Raw genomic sequence first — 19,559 nt, forward strand, 5'->3', positions numbered from 1 at the left:
GAGGCCAGCTGAACGCACTGCCGGACAGACGCGTGACGCCAGCGACGCGCCGTCGTTGAACCGTACGACTCCATATGTCACGGGCCTCGGGGACGCCTTTCCCCCCGGGGCCCGTGGAATGTCCGGTCCCGGCCTGGACGGCGGGTCACGTCGCAGCGGCGCACGCATGGCGGCGCTGCGTGGTCATTTCCTCCAGGAGTTCAGGGGGCCGGTGGGGAGGTCGGCGTCGTATTCTCCGACCAATCAACCACTGCGGCAGGGATGTTGTGACCGTAGGCGGCCCGTACTGCTGCGATGGCGCGCTCGAAGGTGTCGGCCTGGGTGTCGATGGTCAGCTGCATGCCCTCCCCATCTGAGGTACCCGTGCCCGTTTCGGGTGCGACGTCTCCCTCTTGGCGGCCGACGGGGGCGAGGCCGAACACGGCGGGGCGGAAGTCGCGGGCGGCGGCGCGCACTTCCCGGGCGCCGTCCCACTCCGTGCTGTGCTCGACATCGGGCACCCGCACCGTACGCACGAGGTGTTCGGCGACGTCGGCCACGTCCTGCGGTGTCGGGATGAGCGTGCGGAACGTGGGGAGCACGGTGTAGAGGAGGACGTCCTGGGGGCTCATGGCGATCAGTGCGTAGTACCAGCTGGCTTTGTCGAAGCTATGCCCTGACCACGGGTGCCGTTGCCGTCGTCCAGTAGGACACCCATCCAGTGGCATGACGCCGATCCACCGGGCCAACACACACCTGGCCGAGAACGAGGCCACGGCCATCGACGACGGCGAAGGAATAGGAAGAGTCCGCAGCCCACTGCTCACCACGAGCCGTTAGCCACCGCTCGGCGGCCTGGACAGAATCAACCGGCTCGATGGACTGGCCCCGCATCAGCGGATCCGCGAACGCGGTCATCAACGCCCGGGCGTCCTCGGCCTTCCATCCCCGCAGCACCAGGCCAGAGGACGCATCTACACGATCGCGCACGACGCGAGTCTTCCTCAGCAGGCATCGCCTGTCACGTCGGCCCCAGCAGTCGGCAACTCCCGCCAGGGAGCCCGGGCTCGTGTCAGGGACGTGAACCAGCTTCCACCACCGTTCGTGCCGTCATTTCTCATCGACATCCAGGCGACGAAAGATCACCAACTGCCTCCCGACCCCGTCCACATCTGCTGTTCCTAGAGATGAACGAAGCCAGTGCAGGGAGCGTGTCAGCAGCGGTCGGGGGCTGGAATCCGTGAAGTGGGTGCTGTCCCCGTTCATCATGCCCGTATCCCCCATCCTGTCCCGCATCCGTCCGGCTGTGCCCGCTCGCCTGCCCTGCACCCCGGCAGCGGCAGGTCTTCGTCATCAACCGGCCGGCCGCGGCCCGCTACCGCGACCGGAACAGCGTCAGCGGCAAGCAGTCCGGCCCCGGCAACGGGGGCGAGCCACTCAGCACTTGCGCAGAAGGCATGGGGGGCGTCCTGCAGACCGCATCTCATGTACGTGACGTGGATGAGGTGCGGTCCGAGGGACGTCAGGTCGCGCGGCCCAGGGGAATGCGGCGCAGGGGAATGGGCGCAGGGGAAATGACGACGTTCTCCCCCATGCGCTTGGGGTCGAGCCGTAGGCGCCCACGGCCTGGTCACGTGCGCGCGCCGGACCGGCACCGAGTTGCATCGAGTTCAGCCCGGTCCGCAGCGGTCGAGTGCGGCACGAACCTGGTTGAGCCCCTCTACTCTGCGCTGGCCCCGGTCGGGCATTTGGTCGTCTCGGCGCCAGCGCCAGGCCGAGTACATCGCCCAGCCCAGAGCGCGGCACCGGTGAATCAGATCGTGGTCGGCTCCCGCATAGTGCTGTGCCACCTCTTCGGGCGCATGGGCGAGGTCGAACTCGACCGGTCCACGGCAGCACGTGGCGAGGTCTACGAAAAGCGGCCCTCTCCTGGTGTTGAGGAGGTTGCCCGGATGCGGCTCGCCGTGCAACAGCTGGTCGCCGGCTTTTCCGATGCTGATCGCGGTGCTCAGTTCGCTGAGTGTGTTGCTGAGGAGTTCCCGGTCAGAATCGGGCAGCTCGGGGGACTGCTGCCGGTCGTTCACCTCTCTGAGCGCCCCGGCGACTCGATCGGTGAAATGCGGTGCGTCCAGATCAATCTGGCGCAGGGCGGCATGGTGGCGCCGGAGCGCGTCTGCGTAGTCGGCCGGCGCGATCTGTGATTCCACGGGTTCGTAGTAGGTCCAGAGCGAGATGGCGAAGGCATCACGTACATGGACTCGGGGGTCGAGGCGGGGCTCGAGCTCAGCCACAGGAGCGTCGACGTCGGCGAGACGGTGAGCAACCTCTACTTCGAACTCAGAACCAGCCAGATGTCCCGAAGGTGCGACCCGGGCCAGAACATCGCACGGGACCAGGCGCAGCACGACACGGTCCGAGTTGTTGATGACGACCACATCGTCGACGTGGAGGCCGAGCTCCGAAGCGGTCGCCCGTCCTGCCTCGACTGCGCGACTGAGTTCCCGTGGCTCCATACCGTCCTGCCTCCTTGTCCAGGCTCGTGAAGAGCCCGGGCCGAGGGTAGTTGAGCACGTCATCGGTGTTAACCGGGTTTCGTACGGGCCGGGGCTGACGCCAGGAGCGGGCTCGGCCGCGGCCGGACTCTGGTGTTGTGGGACTGCCGCGATCGTGGGCGCACTGATCACCGTGCTGCTCGCCCTGTCGTCGGTATACCTGGCCTGGGTGGCTTTGCGGCCCAATCCCGCCGAGGTCTGCGTCGTCGGCTTGGAGACGTCAAACCGGCGGCCTGGCACAAGCCGGCCCATCGAACTGCGACGCCACCTTGCTCAGCAACAGGCCTGAACGTCCTGCCGCTGTCCTGACGGTGTCACGCTGTCCGCCCCGGGTCCCCACGGATATGTCGTCGTGGCAGGGTCCGTGTGGCTGTGTCACTTTGTGAGGGCGTCATTGGGAGGTGGTTCCGGGAGCCACCTCGCATGAATCAGCAAGATCAATGTCCGTGAGTTTCGGCTCTGGCTCAAGTTCTCTGGTGCATCCACGCTCCGCTCCAGCACCGCGAGCCGAGGATTTCCAAGTGCCCGACTGCACCCTTACCGCTCCACCCCTTCAGGTGTACTACGGCCACTGTGCCAGCAGCGTGGTCAAGTCTCAGCCGGATTCGATACGAGAAGACCGCATTCGTTGCAGGGGTCGCCTGGATGCCCGCTGCGCAGGGGAATTGAGGGGAGCTACAGCTCCCGCTCGGCGACGATCTCGCCATCCACTACCTCGCCGGTGATGCGGAAGCCGAGCTGCACGTAGAAGGGTTCGGGTCCGCCGTCGCCCGGCTGCCAGGACACCCATAGCCGGCGTTGGCCGCGACGGCGGGCCTCGGCGCACACCGCTGCCACCGCGAAGCTGCCGTACCCCTGCCTCTGCCGGTCGGCGGCGATGTTCAGCCGCCACAGATAGCTCCGGTAGGGCTGAACCGGATGCACCGGGTCGAAACCGGCCATGACGAACCCGACCAACTCCTCGCCGTCACAGATCACTCGGGGCCAGGCGACGTTCCCGTACGCGTACGCCTCGGCGAGGGAGGTGACGACCGGATCGACGAAGCGCTCCTGGCCGGGCCGTACGCGCAGGCGGCATGCCGCATCGATGTTGTGCGGTGTGACCATCGCCAGGTACAGGGATGAACTCACGAATCGGCGCTCCTCGAATGCCAGGTCGGCACCCACTCCTACCAGCAGCCCGCTGATGAGTCACACGCTTTGTGCGGAATCTGGTGCGGTGGTGCTGGAGGGCGGCTTCGGAGCGGGCGCTCGCTTGCCGCCGGGCGTCAGCACCAGCAGGACATTGCCGCTGCAGGCGCCCGGCCCGAAAATACGAAGGAGGTCATCCCCTCTCGTACGGCCGATGTCGGCGGTGCTTTTGTGTGCTTTTCCAGGGAGCAGGGCCGGACTGGGTCCGAACGTACGTGGGGCGGGGTCGCGGCACGCGCCGGGAGATCCTGCGCGGCGGGACCGGATGGCAGCGTGTCGTCATCCGAGGCGTGATCACACGGCTCGTCGACCCGTAGGCCCATGTCCCGCAAACCCACCGCCGGTGGCCGATGAGGACGGCAGTGTCTGGAGGCAGGCGAAGTACTCCTGGAGGTCGTCGAAACGAGGCGGTGCCGCCCGGTGAAGGCCAGGCGGCGCAGTACGGCCCGGCGCCGGGCCGTACGCGGGTGAGGGTGTCGAACAGCATCCGGTCCGTGCGGCCTCCCGGAGGACGTCGCCGCTCAGGGTCTTAATGATCGTTTCAGAATGCTGATCTTGTTCCTGACGACCTGTGGGAGCGGGTGGCCCCGCTGCTGCCATCCGCTCTCGAACGGCGTCGGCGCTACCCCGGGTGACTGCGTGTTCCCGACCGACTGGCACTCGCCAGCGTTATGGACGTGCTGCGGACAGGTGTCACGTGGCGCGATGTCCCCGCAGAGACCGTGGGCTGCTCCGTTGTGACGGCCTGGCGCCGGCTGCGGGACTGGACCGAGGCCGGCGTGTGGCCGCGCCTGCACGCTGTCCTGCTGACCGAGCTTCGCGACGCGGGCGTGCTGGACCTGGACGACTGCTTGGTGGACGGTCGCACGTCCGAGCTCTCAAAGGGGGATCACGTCGGCCCCTCGCCGGTCGGCCGTGCCCGCCCCGGCTCCGAAAACCACCTGATCGTCGCCCGACACGGAACCCCGCTCGCCGTCAATCTGGCTGGCGGCAACCGACGTGACGTCACTCAACTCCTGCCGCTGCTGAACGCCATCCCCTCGATTCGGGGTCTGCGGGGACGCCCCCGACGCAAGCCCCGGCGCCTGTACGCCGACCGAGGCTACGACTTCGTAAGCACCGTCGCCTGCCGCGGAGGTGCGACATCAAACCCGTGATTGCCCGACGCAGGCGTCGGCCCACGGCTCCGGACTGGGCAAGGTGGGCTGGGTGGTCGAGCGCGCCTTCGCCTGGCTGCAGCAGTTCAAACGGCTCCGCACTCGCTACGAGCGATGCGCGGATCTCCACCAGGGCCTACTCGAACTGACCTGCAGCCTCATATGCCTCCTCCGCCGCCTTACGGGCCTGATCCTGAGACGATCAGTTGGCTACGCTGAACCACCCCGGTCGCACCTCGGTCAGAAGAGGTTGCAGCGACTGCACTGCGGACCGCACGTCCTGATCCGTGAGGTCAAGAGGCTCCGGCAGACTCCGCCCATACCAGCGCAGCCGCCAGAGGTCGAAAATCTCCCTCCCGTCGGCTGCGAAGTCCACATCCACCACAGTGCCGTCGCCGCTAACGAAGCGGCACCCTGCCCCATGGACCTTGTAGAAGTAGGTGCTGACGTGATCACTGCGGCTGATCCGGCGCGAACGGGCCAGGCCGACGACGTCCGCCAGCCGCTCAAGCGAGGGGATCGTCACCCTCATGGCCTCATCAATCGCGTTCAGAGCGCGGACGTAACCGAGTACGAGATCTCGCGCAACCTCAGTCCGTTCCATATGGCGTCATCCCCCCTGGGCCCGTGATTGACGGGATTGTTCCATGGGCCCCCAACGTCTCCGTCGGACGGCATTCCTGAAACGATCAGTTAGGGCCCGGCCGGGACGCCGGCGCGGGGACGTCCCGGGTCAACTGCCCGCCACGGCTGCGGGGCCTGAGTTTCCTTCGCGGCCTGCGCCACGGCGATCGCCTTCTCTTAGGTGTTGTGCCGGCCTGCGTCGATGGTCAGCTGCAGTCCCGGCCCCGTGCGTGATGTCCGGCCCCGTCCTGGACCCCGCCCCCGATCCGTGCCGGCCGGCGGGAGGCCGGAAGACAGCGCGGCGGGCGCCCAGCGCGTACAGCCGCGGCGCCTTCCAACTCCCGTACGGTGCTCCACATCGGGCCCCTTCACCGGGCGGACCGACTGGCCGGTCACGCCGGCCACGCCTGCGGCGGCGGGAGATGCGTGCGGAACGCGCGCGATGCCGGCGACTGCCCTTTGGCAGGCAAGTGCCGCCGCGCGATCAGCCGTGACGAAGCCCGGCGGCTCCTGGCCGCAGGACCGCCCGGGTGCAGCAGCTGCGAAGGCGGCGTCCCGCTGCGCAGGGACGACCTGGACGTCATCTCATGTGGCCGGCCCGGTGGGTTGTCGGTCGTGGCGGGAATCGTTGAGCGCGCTGCGCCATCGCCGGCACCAGGAGCGGCCCGGCCCGCTTGGCGCGGCGCTGGACAAGGGCGGTCTCCACCCGGGCGATGCCCGCCAGCGCGGCCAACTCGCCGGCCAGGTAGTCGTACAGGGCGCCGGTGTCACGGCACTGGACCATGGCGAAGACCGACGCCCGGCCTGTCGTGACGGCCGCGAAGGCGACTGCAGCGTGCCGTGAGAGTGCCTGCGTCACCTCGCCCAGCGCGGCCGGCGCCACTTCCAGCCACAGCAGCGCCTCCACCGGAAAGCCGAAGTGGGACGGGCTCACGTCCACCTCGAAGTGCAGCACTCCGGCCGCCCGCAGTGCGGCGACGCGGCGGCGCACGGTCGAGGCCGACCACCCGGTGGCGGCGGCGAGGTGGGCGATGTCCGCCCGGCCGTCCAGGGCCAGTTCGCCCGCAAGGCGCGCCTCCGCCTCGCCCCAGCCGGACGCCTCGGCAGGAACGTCCGGGCTGTGCGGTGATGGGAGTGCGAGGCCCAGGAGAGCCGCCTGCTCGGACGCGTCGAGCGCGCTCGTGCGGCCCGCCCAGCCGCCGACCCCGGCGACCGCGCGCAGCACGCAGCCCGCCTCGACGTCGCGTATCCCCGGGGTCCGCAGCAGGTGGTCGAAGAGCGGTCGTCCGCCGTCCGATCCCGCGCCCGGGGTACGGACCATGCACGTCAGCCGCGTCCCGCCGGCGAGCGGGGCGATCCACGAGGTGTCGTCGCGCTGCGCGAGGGCGGCGGTCAGCGCGTCGGTGGCCTCCGGCGTGCAGTCGATGCGGACGAACCAGTCGAGCATGCCGATACGCCCGCTGTCGACCAGCCCGACCACCCGGACCACCAGGGCCGACCGCAGCCGGTGGTAGCGGCGCGCCAGGGTGCGCTCCGGGACTTTGATGACGGCGGCGATGCTGCTGAACGAGGCGCGCCCGTCGATCTGGAGGGCATGGATCAGACGACGGTCCAGCGCGTCGAGCGTGACGGACTGCGTCACCTGACCCCCTCCGAACGACCGATCACGTCCATCTCGGCGACTTTACAGCGCGTAAGGGAGCACCGGACGGGACGCTGGCGGCGACCGTCGCAGAAAGGGGCAGACCATGCTGACCGTCCTTCCCATCAGGTACGTGGCCGACGTCGAGGCGTCCCGGGACTTCTACGCCGGGCTGGGGCTCGCCGTCCGGCAGGAGCCCGGCGCGGCCGTCTGGGTCCAGCTGAGCGCTGCCGCGGGCGCCGTCGGCGTCCACGCCGCCGCCGTCTCGCAGGGCCGGCCGCCCGGCACCACCGAACTGGGCTTCGCGACGGACGAACCGCTGGAGCAGATCGCGCAGCGCCTCGAACGCGACGGCTACCCGTACGAGCTCGTCGAGGAGAACTTCGGCCGCAGCATCCGGGTCACCGACCCGGACGGGGTCGTCGTGCAGATCCAGCACATCGACCCGGACACCGTCCGCACGTCAGCCGCGGCCTTGACCGGCGACACCGCCTGACCGGCAGGCCGGGAGGACCCGGCCGACCCGCCCCTCGCATTCCCAACAGATCCGTCACCGCATCGCTCAAGGGCAGGAAGGCCCGGACATGGAACCGCTCGTCACACTCGTTGCCGTCACAGGCCTGCTGCTGCTCGCCGGGGCGCTCGGGGTCATGCGGCTGCGCCGGCCGGCCGCCGCCCTGCGGGGCGGCCTGGCAGCCATGTTCACGCTCACGGCGGGCGCGCACTTCGTCGGGATGCGCGAGGAGATCGTCGCCATGGTGCCGCCGGCCCTGCCGGCCCCCGGCCTGCTCGTCACGCTCACCGGCATCGCCGAACTGGCCTGTGCGCTCGGGCTGCTGTGGTCGCGGACCGCCTGGGCCTCGGCCGCCGTGCTCAGTGCGATGCTGGTCGTGATGTTCCCCGCCAACGTGTACGCCGCCGACGGCGACGTGCCCTGGTGGGACGGGCTCGGCCCTCGGACAGTCATGCAGGTCGTCTTCCTCACGGCCACCGTCACCGTGCTGATCCGCCACCCCCGGGCAATCGCGGGGACCTCTACGGAGCCCCCGCTCAGCCCTCCGGCACCGCGACCGTCACCGGGCCAAGGCCAATGACCGCGACGATCGGTGATCCGCACCCGCGCGAGAGAAGGCTCGGCGCCGCCGGGCCCGCCACACAGCACACTTCGAACACTCGCGTCACCGGAGCGCTGCCCCTCAATCGCAGTGACGGGTGTTCGGGTGTTCGTCACCCGGAACAGCACCCGCGATGCCGACTCCCCCGCCCCCGGCCCGCGAGCCAGCCCCATCCGCACCGACCTGCACCCGGCAGCCACCACCACACGTACTGCCACAGCAGCCGCCCCGCGCGACAACACTGCCCGGCACCCGCGAGAAACGTTGAGGGCCCTGCGCGCGCGGCATCCTCACACGCAAACAGCACGACCAACACCGAACAAGGTCCCCTCCCAGCTCCCCGAACACCGGTACATGAGGCCGATCAACAAGAGGCCCAAGGCAGAGCCCGGGCCGGCCGAGGTGGAGGTTGCGGCCGCCGACGACGCGACCGCCTCAGGCCTTCTATGAGCCGCGCGCTGCGCCATCGCGCCGGCTGACCGTACGACCCGGCGAGCCCGGCGTACGGCTGCGATGCTTCTTGGACCGGCGCCAGGAGCCGATCCCGCAACTGTCGTACACCGCACGACGCCTACTCCCCCACGGCTCACGGAGTCGGCCCGGAAGCGGGCTCCGTGTCGCACGGGCCGACCGCCCGCCGGGAGAGCGAAGTTGCGGCCGTACGCAGCCTGTACCGCCGCAATGGCCCGCTCGTAGGTGCCGGCCTGGCCGTCCTGACGTACATCCTTTGGAGCTGGGCAGTCGCCAGCAACGCCCGCCCTGGTCCGGCTCCTGGTGACGGACCTGACCGAGCTCCTCGCTGCCACTCCAGAGGACTCCGCCGTGCAGGCGGCCGACGCCGCGCCGGAGCAGACCATCGAGCACGGGCGTCGGGGTATGGGCCCGGCCGCACCCGGCCCGGGCCGTGCTGCCAGCAGCTACGAGGACACGGTCACCTGGGCGTGTCGCCGGAGCAGTCCGGTTGTGCTGGTGCACCGTCATTGTCATGACGACGGCCGCCCACTGCCCGTCCGCGGCGCCGGCCCGCGCGATGGTGCGGATTCCCGGTGGTTCCTTCCCGGTGCGATCCGAGAATTCCTGTCCGGAGGAGCGTTTGGTACACCCGGTGGCGGCCGACGGCTCCTGGATGGACGAGCGTGAAACCAGCCAGCCGGGCCGCCGCCCGCAGAGGCGGGACACAGCACCACGGCAGCACCCCCTCACATGCCCGGCCGGTCCTCCCGTCCACAGGCGGCAGACGGCCCTGACACCCGGGAGCGGCTGACCGATGGTCCTCGACCTGATCGTGATCGGTACGGCCATCACCCTGGGGCCTTTGCACAACAGCGCCTTCATCCTGCTGCTCTCCTCACAGCGCGGCGTTCGCCTGGGCCTGGCATTCCTGTTGTCGTGGCTGGCCAACCTGATCGCGGTGATCGCCTGCGTGGTGCTGCTGACCGGCGGTCAGCCCCCCGCCCGTCACAGCGTGCCCTCGACCGCCGTGATCGATGTGAAACTCGCCATCGGCCTGGCACTGGTGCTGTACAGCGCATACCGGCACCACCGACCACCCCGCCCACACAACCCGCCACGCTGGACCACCCGGATCGACGACACCTCCCCGGTCACGGCCGCCGGCCTGGCATGGGTGCTGCAGCCCTGGGCACTGGTCGGCGCCGGCGCAGCAACCGCCGTCGACGCCGACCTCTCCACCCTCGCCAACTGGCTTGCACTGACCGGCTACTGCCTGCTCGCCACACTCAGCCTCATCGTCATGGAGACGTATGTGGTCCGGGCGCCCGCAGTCGCGAACGCCCGGCTGAACGCCCTGCGGAGCCGGCTGGAACGACACCAGGAACAACTGATCGTCACACTCTCCCTCCTCCTCGGCCTGTGGCTGACCGCCCGAAGCATCACCGAACTCGTCACCTGACACCGACAGCCCCGACGACACCAACCCCAACACACGCCACTCCGGTGCCTTCCTGGACGAGGCCGACCACCCCCACCACAACCAAACGACAGACCTCACCGCCTACGCCAAGCGGCGCGTGAGGGTCCATTTCCTATGACGAGACCGCGTTCTCCGTCTAGGAGCTGTTCGCCGGGCGATGGGCGATGGGGCCCGGCGGACCGTACTCGGGTCTGGTCGGCCGGAGTCGGCGTACCGCATTTCCTGCGGTGCGCCACCGCGGCCGGGCCTCGTGCGCTCCGCCAGCACCCCGGAGGATCCCTCCGAGGCACTGATGCGGTTGCCGGTCCGGGGTACCAGGACAGCTGGTCCCGGAGGCAGGTGGTGACGGATGTGTCATTTCCGCGTGAGTCCTCGCGTCGGCAACCAGGTGTCGATGACGGTTGCCAGCTCGTCGCGATCGGTGAAGACGTGTCCGTTCATACCGATGACCTGCGCGGTGCGTACGTTCTCCTCGCGGTCGTCGACGAAGAGGAAGTCGGTCGGGGCGGCCCGCATGGCGACGACGCAGTGATGGAAAGCTGCCGGGGCCGGCTTCGCCTCTTTGATCTTCCCGGAGAAGGCGACGTGGTCCAGATGGTGCAGCCAGGGCTGCGCGGCGAGGAACGCGTCCGCGTGGTCCGAGGGGATGTTGGACAGCAGGGCGACCTCGGCGACGTCGCGGAGGGACTGGGCGTAGGCGACCATCCGGTCGTCGACGCGTGACCAGCTGTCGATGTCGGTGAGGCGCAGTTCCTCGATGGTGTCGGCGTCGACGGGCAGGGACAGCCGTCGCAGTACGGCGGACCAGTACTCGGGCGCGGACTGCCGACCGGCGTCGTAGGGCGGGCGGCAGGCCCAGTAGGCCGCGGTGAAGGCGTCGGTTGGTGTGTGACAGCGGGCGGCCATCTTTCCCAAGGCGCCCGGGCGTTGGTGGCGGGCGATGACCCCGAAGAGGTCGAACAGCACGATGCGGCGGTCGGTGGACATCAGCGTGGGTTCCTCCGGATCCCGAGGGGTGTTCAGCTGCTGCTTGCTGCCATCTCGCTCCTGCGGTCGGATCCGGCGCGCAGGATCCCGGCCGCCACGGCGGTGGTCGCACAAAGCAGGATCAGCAGGACGAAGGCGTGGTTCAGGGCGACGAGGTGGGTCAGCCAGCCGATGGCGGCGGGGCCGGCGAGCATCCCGACGTAGCCGAGCCCGGCGACGCGGGAGACATTGGCCCCCGCGGCGGAGGGGTCGGCATGCCCTGCCGCGCTGAACAACTGCGGGACACAGCCGGACAGCCCCAGACCGAACAGCGCCCACCCCGCGAACGCGGCCCACGTCCACGGGGAGACGGTCACGATCGTGATGCCGACGGCAGCCGTCGCCGCGCCGTATCTCAGGATCGCCATGGACCCGAACCGGGCGACGAGGCGGTCGGCGAGCAGTCTGCCGATGGTCATGGTCGCCGCGAAGGTGCCGTACGCGAACGCGGCAGTGCTCGCGGGTGCGCCGAGGACGTCCTTCAGGTGCAGCGCGCTCCAGTCGTTGGCGGCTCCCTCGCACAGCATGACCAGCAGGGCCAGGGTGGCGAGGATCCAGATGCGCCTGCTGGTGCGGCGGCGCCCGGCGGCCGGCGCCTGCTTGGTCTCCCGCGCGGAGCCGGTGCCGGCAGCGGTGGGTGCGGTCGGCAGCAGGGCACGCGCCGACACCAGGGCGATGGCGATGCCCAGGACTCCCATGGCGGCCATACCCGTGGCGGGGCTCAGCCCGGCGCTCGCCGTAGCCGCTCCGACGAGCGCGGCGATGACGCCGCCGACCGAGAACGTGGCGTGGAAGGCCGACATGACGGGCCGGCCGTACGCCTTCTCCACGTGCACGGCGTGGGCGTTCATGCTCACGTCCAGGCAACCGTTGCAGAATCCGAAGGCCAGCAGGGCAGCTGCCAGCGTCCACGGCTCCCGGGGAAGGCCGGGCAGCACCAGGGTCGCGCTGCACAGCACGCCGGTGGCGGGAACGACGACGCGCGCCCCGAGCCTGTCAGTCAGAGACCCGGCCACCTGCATACCGATGAAGGCACCCAACCCCAGCAGCACCAGCAGTCCCCCGAGCGTCGCGTGGCTGATGCCCACGCGCTCCTCGATGGCGGGGATGTTCACCACCCAGGTGCCCATCAGGGTTCCGCACAGACTGAAGTAGACAAAGGTCGCCATTCGGGCAGCTCGAAGCGAATCATTCATGACGGACACCGTAACGAACATTCTGAGCGGTTGAACACTGTCACTTCGCACACATTGAATGTTCGTTTCGCGTGGTGTTCAATCGCGGTTATGAGCAACGCAGACCGGCACGGGGTGATCGCGCAGGCCGTCAGAGAGACGGGAAGGATCACGGTCCAGGAACTCGCCGAACTGACCGGCGCCAGCGAGATGACCATCCGGCGTGACCTCGACGCGCTGGCCGCGCAAGGCGTCCTCGAGCGCGTCCGCGGCGGGGCGCGCACCCTGCTGCTCAGGGGCGAGGAGCCGCCCTTCGCGCTGCGTGCTCACGAGGCCGTCGACGCCAAGCGACGCATCGCGGCCGAGGTGTCCTCGCTCATCGCCGACGGCGAGACCGTCCTCCTCGACAGCGGCACCACCTGCCTGGAGATCGCCCATCTGCTGCGCCGACGGCCGGTCACGGTGATGCCCCTGTCCTTGCAGGCCATCCAGGTATTCGGCGAGGGCCCGGGCCCGGCCACGCTGATGGTGCCCGGCGGGCAGCCACGGGCCGCCGAGGGAGCCCTCACCGGCCCCCTCACCCTCGCGTCCCTGGCGGCACTGCGCTTCGACACCGCGATCATGGGCTGCTGCGGTCTCAGCGCAGCTCAGGGCCTGACTGCCTACGACCTCGACGACGCGGCCGTGAAGAAGGCCGGCATCGCCTCCACACGCCGCATCATCGTCGCCGCCGACGGCAGCAAACTCGGCCACACCGCCTACGCCTACGTCGGTCCCTCCACCCTCCTGCACACCCTCGTCACCGACACCGCAGCACCCGTCGAGGAGATCAGCGCGCTCGAAAGCACCGGCACCGTTGTCAAGGCTGTCTGACAAGACCCGTCGGCCATCCGGTCGTGAGATTTGACCAAGGGACGTGAGGGCGACCGACATCGATCCCGTGCCGCGCCCTACGGCGAACCTCGCTCACGCAGGGCGCGAGGGAACCCCTCCGACCGACGGCCGCCGGGAAGCTGTGTCGCGGGTCGCTCGCAGGGATGCAAGGAGTTGGAGGCGCTCTGCGTCCGCAGTGCCGGGTTCGGCCGTGAAGACCAGGAGGACCGGACCCGGGTTGCCGGGCAGGGGGTAGGTATCCCAGTCGAGGGTGATTCCGCCGACCTCGGGGTGCTGGAACAGGGTCGTCCCGTGGACGTTCTCCCGAACGTCATGCCGAGCCCACAGCCGCCGGAAGTCGACACTGTGGATGCTCAGTTCGCCTACGACTGCCGTGGCACGCGGGTGATCCGGATCGTCCGCGACTGCGGCTCGCAGCATCGCCACATACGTCGGCGTGCAAGCGCCGCTGGGCGATCCTCACTATGCCGTTGACGACGCTGACGGCCACGGCCACCGCCGCGCCGACGATCACCGGATCCATGCCGTACTCTCCCCTTCCGGAGGGCCTACTCGGGTACGCCTGCGCATCGCATGCACCACAACAGTGCTGATTTCTCCGGCAGTTGTGACATTCGCCTGGTCACAGCCGCATCCCTGTTCCGGCTAAGTGCGCCCCCGCCGCGCAGCGGTGTTGGTTCCGCCGCCCGAGGCGGCGCACGGCTGATCTATTCAGTCGACTGCCGTCGGTCGCTACGGGGCATCGATTAGGCTCGATTCGTCGCGTCATGGACGAACGGCGGGGGTGGTCCCATGGCGGCACAGCGCAATCCCGGCGCGAACGCGGAGGCAGAACGTCCCGAGTACGCCGGCCGCTATCGCCTGGAGTCTCGTATCAGCTCCGATGGCATCGGCGTCGTGCTCCTAGCCCAAACCGACTCCGGAATGAAGGTCGTCGTGAAGGTCGTTCACGCCGAACTTGCCAGCAATCCCGAGTTCAGGCGGCGCCTGCGGCAAAATATCGCTGCGGCCCGCAGAGTGAGCGGCGCCTTCACCGCACCTCTCGTCGACGCCGATCCCGACGCCGAACGGCCCTGGCTGGCCCGGCCGTTCATCAGCGGCCGAACTCGCGGAAGCCTTGCGTGACATCCACAGTGCTGGGGTCGTACACCGGGACCTGAACCCTCACAATGTGTTGATCACTGAGGGCGAACTGAAGGTCATCGATTTCGGCATCATCCGACCCATGAACAGCGGACTTCGATCCGATGCCAGCGAGTTGATCGGTAGACCGCCCTTCATGGCTCCGGAGCAGTTCCAACGACCGCAGACGGTGCCCCGCCGCCGACGTCTTTGCCTTCGCGTGCGTGATCGTGCACGCGGCGACGGGAAGCGGACCGTTCACTTCCGACAGCCCCTACGTCACCGCCTACCAGGTCGTGCATGACGAGCCGGATCTGACCGGCGTACCGAAGGACATGACTCCGTTGCTGCGGCTGTGCCTGGCCAAGGATCCTGCGGAGCGCCCCACCCCCGCCCTTCTCATCCAGAAGCTGCACGACGCGTCATCACCGCTGGGGCGCCTGTGGCTCCCCCACAACCTCGTGCCGGCCGGCTGCCGGCGGAACTGACTCTCCTGGACGACAATCCCCGCGCCGGAATACCGGTCCGCCTCGCCGTGCGTCCGGTCGCCGAGCCCTCGCATCCCTGGGCCCGCCGGGAAGCAAAGCCTTCACTGGACATCATGGCCCTGCCGCTGAGCGGTGCCGAGATCGAGCCAGCCACCGTGCAGTACGGGCCCGGACACGCTGACGCCGCGCGATTTCGCGTCACGGCGCCCGAGCCGGGCCCTCACCGCATCCGGTTCAAGTTCATACATCACGACACCGGGATCGCCCTGCAGCAGGTAGAGACCGACCTGGAAGTCGCTGATGCCGCAGCCACCAGGGCGTGGACACGGCGGTGGTTGCCGCTGCCGGGGAGGTCCTGAGTCCATGCCGCGCGCCCTCCCCACTCGTATCGTCCAGGATCCCAGCGACGGCTTCCGCTGCCTGCCACACCTCGAAACCCAGCCTCCGGATCTCCGTGTCAGCTTCGATGTCCTTGGCGGCGACCGCATTCGAGCCCGTATGTCAGGCAGGTCGGTCCCCGCGCTGCAGGGCGGTGAACACAAGGCCGACCTGAGCTCCCGGCCCGAAGAGGTGCTTGGGGCGACGGCCAGGCTCTGTGCCCGCTGGAAGGAGCGGTTCGTCGACTTCCAACCAGCCGACGACCAAGGCCGGCCGCTGGCCGACCGGCGGCGCCCGTACGCATCGGCCGCCGATCTCCCCGCAGCGCGCCACCCTCGAGGCCGCGGCCAGACTCGGGCAACAAGATGGCTCCCGGGTGTCGCTCCGACGGCCTTGGGGTGCCATGGTTCGGGCCTGTGGTCGACTGGCCGACAGTGTGAGGTTCGCCCAGTGGCCCGCGGCGGGCGGGGGACACTGATCGGCAGGGCAATGTGGGCGGGCTCACCGCCCCGCCCACGGGGTCTCGCGGTGCGTCAAAGGGCACCGGCGACTGCGACCTTGCCCTCCGGCTCTGTTGCGACACCCTCTCGCCCCATGGGGGGACACGCCGACCGAACCGCGTCGATGGGTCCTTGCCGTGTCCGCCCGTACTCTCGGCGCTGTGACGCTGACAGACGGAACGTACCGGCTCGGGCCGTCGACCGGCCGCCTGTTGATCAAGACCGGCCGCGCCGGGCTGGGTCGCCGGGCGGGACACGACCTCACGTTCGAGGCCACCCAATGGTCCGGGGAGGCGGTCGTGGTCGTCGATGACCCCGAGAGGTCGTCGGTGAGGGTGACGGTCGAGACGGGCTCGCTGGAGGTCCGGGAAGGATCCGGCGGGCTGAAGGCGCTCACCGATGCCGACCGGGCCGAGATCAAACGGACGCTGGCGGACAAGGCCCTGCTGCACACCGCAGAGCACCCCACAATCACGTTCCGTTCCACCCGCATCACGGGAACCCCGCAGTCCTTCGAGATCACCGGGGAGCTCACCATCAAGGCCCGGACCCAACCGGCGACGGTGCACGGGAAGGCGAACGGCGAAGGGCTCTTGCGCGGCTGGGCTACCGTCACCCAGTCCGCCTGGGGAATCAAGCCCTACACCGCGTTCCTGGGTGCACTGCGGCTGGCCGACGAGATCCGGGTGGAGTTCGACGTGGCCAGGCTCGAACCGGTGGACAGGCTCGGATAGCCGCCGCGCGCGGCCAGGCGCGACAGCCCATCACAGCCGCCCGGCTCGAAGCTGCGGGCGGATCGGCCCCGCGGCCTACGGTAGAGGCATGAGCGACATCGTCGTCGTGTACGAGCTCGACAAGCCGACAGCCACACGCTCCTCCCCAGTTTCACCGGGGGAGGAAGAACGGCCCGTCCGCAGGGTGCACGCGGCGCCCACCGCTCCAGGCATGCCCACCGCGACGGGACCACGAACCCTCTGTGGCAAGGACACGTTCGCCATGGAGACCGCCCGATGCAGTCCCTCCGAGCACCGCGGGGCGCCCTGGTACCCGACGGAGTACGCATCCGTGGTCTGCCCCGACTGCGATGCCGTCATGGTGATCTGACCGGCGCACGCGCCAACAGCCCCGCCGCCTCCCCACACCGCCCTGCATGCGGAACTCAGATGATCAGCATGCAGTCGGCCGTCGCCGTCGGCGCTGACCGAAACTCCGAGCGAGCCGCCTGGATCGTACCGGGAGTCCGTGGAGTGGTCACTGCAGACCGGATGGAGGGAGGCTGGAGTGAGACGAACCATGTCCCACGACAGCCGTTCCAGTCGCCGAGAAGCTGCGACCAGGTGGGGGTGACCCAGCGGAAGGGAGGCAGCCATGAAGGTCGGAGTGCTGACCGGCGGCGGTGACTGTCCCGGCCTCAATGCCGTGATCCGCAGCGTCGTCCGCAAGGGCGTCCAAGAGTACGCCTTTGAGTTCGTCGGACTGCGAGACGGCTGGCTCGGCGCGCTCCAGGGCAATGTCGTGCCCCTCGACATCTCCAGCGTGCGAGGCATCCTCCCCCGCGGCGGAACCATCCTTGGCTCCTCCCGCACCAACCCGTTCAAGCACGAGGACGGGCTAAGACGCGTGCAGAACACCCTTGACATGCACAACCTGGATGCGCTCGTCGTGATCGGCGGCGAGGACACCCTCGGTGTGGCCGCCGAACTGAGCCGGCAAGGGATCAATCTCGTCGGCGTGCCGAAGACCATCGACAACGACGTGTCCGGCACCGACTACACCTTCGGCTTCGACACCGCCGTCGGCATCGCGACCGAGGCCATCGACCGCCTCCACACCACGGCCGAGTCGCACATGCGCACCCTGGTGGTGGAGGTGATGGGGCGGCACTCCGGGTGGATCGCACTGCACGCCGGCATCGCGGGCGGCGCCAACGTGATCCTCATCCCGGAACGACCGTTCGACATCGATCAAGTCTGCTCATGGGTGCAGAGCCGATTCAAGATCAACTATGCGCCGATCGTCGTGGTGGCCGAAGGAGCCGTCCCCAAAGAGGGGCGAGTGATCCTCAAGGATCGGACGCTGGACGAGTTCGACCATGTACGCCTGTCCGGCATCGGCGAGTGGCTGGCCCGGGAGATCTCGCACCGCACGGGCACGGATGCCCGCACCACGGTCCTTGGTCACATCCAGCGCGGCGGCACCCCCAGCGCCTTCGACCGGTGGCTGGCCACCCGCTTCGGGCTGCATGCCGTCGACGCGGTCAAGGACAGTGACTTCGGTGTGATGGTGGCCCTGCACGGCACCCAGATCATTCGTCTTCCCCTCGCCGAGGCCACAGCACAGACCAAGATGGTCGATCCGTCGCTGTACGACGAGTTCGAGGTGTTCTTCGGCTGACGGGCTGGGCGCCCGCCTGGCTGTCGGCTTGACCATCCTCGGTCATCCCGCCCAGCGCCCAGAGCGGGATGCTCTGGACCTCGATGCCCTTCCGTCGGGCAGTGCTCGCGTGAGCGGCCTCATAAGCCAACAGACTCTCCACAAGTAGCAAGTCACTTGACCTCGCACGACGCTCTGGCCGCGGCCGCAACCAGTCTTCAATCGCAACTGGAAACTCTGCTTCCCGACCCCCAAAGCTGGCGAGCACCTCACCAGCACCAAGGAGGTCTGCTCCCAGGATCCCGCCGCCGGCACCAAGCTCGAAGGCCAACCGGTGACGCTCAACGCCCGGAGTTCGAAGAGTCCTGCTGACACCCGCCCACTAACAGTCCCAGCAGCGGCGTCAAGGCCACTACTACCCGCGCCGACGCAACGCTGTCCCCAACCCGACGGCACCATGGAGGGTGTGAATCGATGGACGGACGTCACCGTCGCCGAGGCGTACGCCTCTCGGCGCGGCTAGGAGGTCGGCTACCGCGGAGCGGGCGAGCAGGAGTCGACGTACGGAACCCTCGACGACCACGCGTTGCGCTATGGCGCGGAGGTGCTCGTCCGCGGGGCCCTCAATGGCCGCCACGAGCGGCGGCTGTGGTCAGTCGTCCTCGTCGCCGCTATGGCGGTCCCGGCTTGTTCTGCTTGCCGCCCCTCTCCCCCTTCGGGGCTCTCTGTCCCTTCCGAGTCCTGCCCCTCGTCGTCGGCACGGGTAGAGGCGGAGGGCGACGACAGGGAGCCCGTAGGCATCGGCGATGCGCTCGGGTCGGTCTGAGTCTCATCGGCGGGGCCGCAGTCGGCGCGGGGAGGAGGCATCCCTCGGCAGGGTGACCTTTCCGCCCGGCGCCGGGCTTGTCCAGCGACGGACAGTGAGGCGAGAAGACTGGAGAAGTCCCGTCCTCGGGACGCCGTGTCCGCCCGCACAGCGGAGGCCGTGGTTCCGATGCGTCACTGGAGAGCAGGGTGTTGTCCATGGAGGGAGGATCCGCAGTACCTGATCGAGACCGGTGATGCGCAGCATGCGCAGGATCAGCGGGTCTGCGCACACGAGGACGTGCCGCCGCGCTCCCGCAGTCGTCGCCTGGCCTGCACGAGCAGGGACAGGCCCGAACAGTCGATGAACGTCACTGGGCGCAGGTCCACGACCACCTTGGCTAACCGACGGCGTGTCACCGAGTCGAAGCGGTCACGAAGGGCCGTCGCACCGCTGATGTCGATCTCGCCGACGAGCTCCACGATCGGTGTCCTGCGACGCTGCGCCGACGTAGGGCAGTGGCGGCGGCGTTGCCTGTCGAGTACGACGGCAGCGACTGCCCGGCGTCCTGCTGCTCCTCACGCATCACAGCGCTCCTCCGATCG

General features: G+C 69.0%; 20 protein-coding genes and 2 pseudogenes. 12 read left to right on the forward strand and 10 right to left on the reverse strand.

Features of this window, described 5'->3' with window-relative positions:
- Positions 1-200 precede the first annotated feature (200 nt).
- The 3 genes from OG254_RS01200 to OG254_RS01210 all read right to left on the reverse strand — a co-directional run bounded on the left by OG254_RS01200 (position 201) and on the right by OG254_RS01210 (position 2,492).
- Positions 201-611, reverse strand: coding sequence for a hypothetical protein (locus tag OG254_RS01200; protein ID WP_405576448.1), 411 nt, complete (start codon positions 609-611; stop codon positions 201-203).
- Between the two features lie 37 nt (positions 612-648).
- Entirely contained in the window at positions 649-969 is a 321-nt protein-coding gene (locus OG254_RS01205) for a GNAT family N-acetyltransferase (protein ID WP_405576450.1), read from the reverse strand.
- A 680-nt stretch (positions 970-1,649) separates the two neighbouring features.
- Positions 1,650-2,492, reverse strand: a complete 843-nt coding sequence (locus OG254_RS01210; protein WP_405576452.1) for a phosphotransferase family protein — start codon at positions 2,490-2,492, stop codon at positions 1,650-1,652.
- 154 nt (positions 2,493-2,646) lie between these two features.
- Here OG254_RS01210 and OG254_RS01215 point away from each other — a divergent pair, with 154 nt between their 5' ends.
- Complete coding sequence (locus OG254_RS01215; protein ID WP_405576454.1) at positions 2,647-2,820, forward strand: hypothetical protein; 174 nt, start codon at positions 2,647-2,649, stop codon at positions 2,818-2,820.
- Positions 2,821-3,206: 386 nt separating this feature from the next.
- Here the strand turns inward: OG254_RS01215 and OG254_RS01220 are convergent, their stop codons facing one another.
- On the reverse strand, positions 3,207-3,662 hold the full coding sequence (locus OG254_RS01220; protein ID WP_405576456.1) for a GNAT family N-acetyltransferase: 456 nt from the start codon (positions 3,660-3,662) through the stop codon (positions 3,207-3,209).
- Between the two features lie 629 nt (positions 3,663-4,291).
- Between OG254_RS01220 and OG254_RS01225 the strand changes: the two are divergent.
- A pseudogene (locus tag OG254_RS01225) lies at positions 4,292-5,045 on the forward strand (IS5 family transposase); the annotation flags it as partial.
- A gap of 36 nt (positions 5,046-5,081) precedes the next feature.
- On the opposite strand, the gene OG254_RS01230 reads toward OG254_RS01225, so the two are convergent.
- Positions 5,082-5,483: a DUF6896 domain-containing protein gene (locus OG254_RS01230; RefSeq protein ID WP_405576458.1), complete on the reverse strand. Its 402-nt coding sequence runs from the start codon at positions 5,481-5,483 to the stop codon at positions 5,082-5,084.
- Between the two features lie 600 nt (positions 5,484-6,083).
- On the reverse strand, positions 6,084-7,145 hold the full coding sequence (locus OG254_RS01235) for an Lrp/AsnC family transcriptional regulator (protein ID WP_405576460.1): 1,062 nt from the start codon (positions 7,143-7,145) through the stop codon (positions 6,084-6,086).
- A gap of 106 nt (positions 7,146-7,251) precedes the next feature.
- Here OG254_RS01235 and OG254_RS01240 point away from each other — a divergent pair, with 106 nt between their 5' ends.
- From OG254_RS01240 to OG254_RS01255, 4 genes are all read left to right on the forward strand, one after another.
- On the forward strand, positions 7,252-7,641 hold the full coding sequence (locus OG254_RS01240; protein WP_405576462.1) for a VOC family protein: 390 nt from the start codon (positions 7,252-7,254) through the stop codon (positions 7,639-7,641).
- Positions 7,642-7,729: 88 nt separating this feature from the next.
- Positions 7,730-8,239, forward strand: a complete 510-nt coding sequence (locus OG254_RS01245; protein WP_405576464.1) for a hypothetical protein — start codon at positions 7,730-7,732, stop codon at positions 8,237-8,239.
- Between the two features lie 430 nt (positions 8,240-8,669).
- Positions 8,670-9,038, forward strand: coding sequence for a DUF6207 family protein (locus tag OG254_RS01250; protein WP_405576466.1), 369 nt, complete (start codon positions 8,670-8,672; stop codon positions 9,036-9,038).
- Between the two features lie 489 nt (positions 9,039-9,527).
- Complete coding sequence (locus tag OG254_RS01255; RefSeq protein ID WP_405576468.1) at positions 9,528-10,172, forward strand: GAP family protein; 645 nt, start codon at positions 9,528-9,530, stop codon at positions 10,170-10,172.
- 375 nt (positions 10,173-10,547) lie between these two features.
- On the opposite strand, the gene OG254_RS01260 is transcribed toward OG254_RS01255, so the two are convergent.
- Together OG254_RS01260 and OG254_RS01265 are read right to left on the reverse strand one after the other, a co-directional pair.
- Positions 10,548-11,180: an HAD-IA family hydrolase gene (locus OG254_RS01260; protein WP_405576470.1), complete on the reverse strand. Its 633-nt coding sequence runs from the start codon at positions 11,178-11,180 to the stop codon at positions 10,548-10,550.
- Between the two features lie 32 nt (positions 11,181-11,212).
- Positions 11,213-12,388, reverse strand: coding sequence for an MFS transporter (locus OG254_RS01265; protein WP_405576472.1), 1,176 nt, complete (start codon positions 12,386-12,388; stop codon positions 11,213-11,215).
- A gap of 117 nt (positions 12,389-12,505) precedes the next feature.
- Between OG254_RS01265 and OG254_RS01270 the strand changes: the two genes are divergently transcribed.
- A complete protein-coding gene (locus OG254_RS01270; RefSeq protein WP_405576474.1) occupies positions 12,506-13,267 on the forward strand; it encodes a DeoR/GlpR family DNA-binding transcription regulator in 762 nt (253 codons plus the stop codon).
- Positions 13,268-13,360: 93 nt separating this feature from the next.
- Here OG254_RS01270 and OG254_RS01275 read toward each other — a convergent pair whose 3' ends face one another.
- A complete protein-coding gene (locus OG254_RS01275) occupies positions 13,361-13,708 on the reverse strand; it encodes a hypothetical protein (RefSeq protein WP_405576476.1) in 348 nt (115 codons plus the stop codon).
- Positions 13,709-14,080: 372 nt separating this feature from the next.
- On the opposite strand from OG254_RS01275, the pseudogene OG254_RS01280 reads away from it, so the two are divergent.
- The 5 genes and pseudogenes from OG254_RS01280 to OG254_RS01300 all read left to right on the forward strand — a co-directional run.
- Positions 14,081-14,838, forward strand: a pseudogene (locus OG254_RS01280) (serine/threonine-protein kinase); the annotation flags it as partial.
- Positions 14,839-15,011: 173 nt separating this feature from the next.
- Positions 15,012-15,257, forward strand: a complete 246-nt coding sequence (locus tag OG254_RS01285) for a hypothetical protein (protein WP_405576478.1) — start codon at positions 15,012-15,014, stop codon at positions 15,255-15,257.
- Between the two features lie 680 nt (positions 15,258-15,937).
- The gene (locus OG254_RS01290; protein WP_405576480.1) at positions 15,938-16,510 is read left to right on the forward strand and encodes a YceI family protein; all 573 of its coding nucleotides are present in this window, start codon (positions 15,938-15,940) and stop codon (positions 16,508-16,510) included.
- An 88-nt stretch (positions 16,511-16,598) separates the two neighbouring features.
- Positions 16,599-16,880: a hypothetical protein gene (locus tag OG254_RS01295; RefSeq protein WP_405576482.1), complete on the forward strand. Its 282-nt coding sequence runs from the start codon at positions 16,599-16,601 to the stop codon at positions 16,878-16,880.
- A 264-nt stretch (positions 16,881-17,144) separates the two neighbouring features.
- Entirely contained in the window at positions 17,145-18,170 is a 1,026-nt protein-coding gene (locus OG254_RS01300; protein ID WP_405576484.1) for a 6-phosphofructokinase, read from the forward strand.
- Positions 18,171-19,229: 1,059 nt separating this feature from the next.
- Here the strand turns inward: OG254_RS01300 and OG254_RS01305 are convergent.
- Entirely contained in the window at positions 19,230-19,436 is a 207-nt protein-coding gene (locus tag OG254_RS01305; protein WP_405576486.1) for an STAS domain-containing protein, read from the reverse strand.
- Between the last annotated feature and the right edge of the window lie 123 nt (positions 19,437-19,559).

It is taken from the genome of Streptomyces sp. NBC_01092 (assembly GCF_045039535.1).
GTDB lineage: Bacteria > Actinomycetota > Actinomycetes > Streptomycetales > Streptomycetaceae > Streptomyces.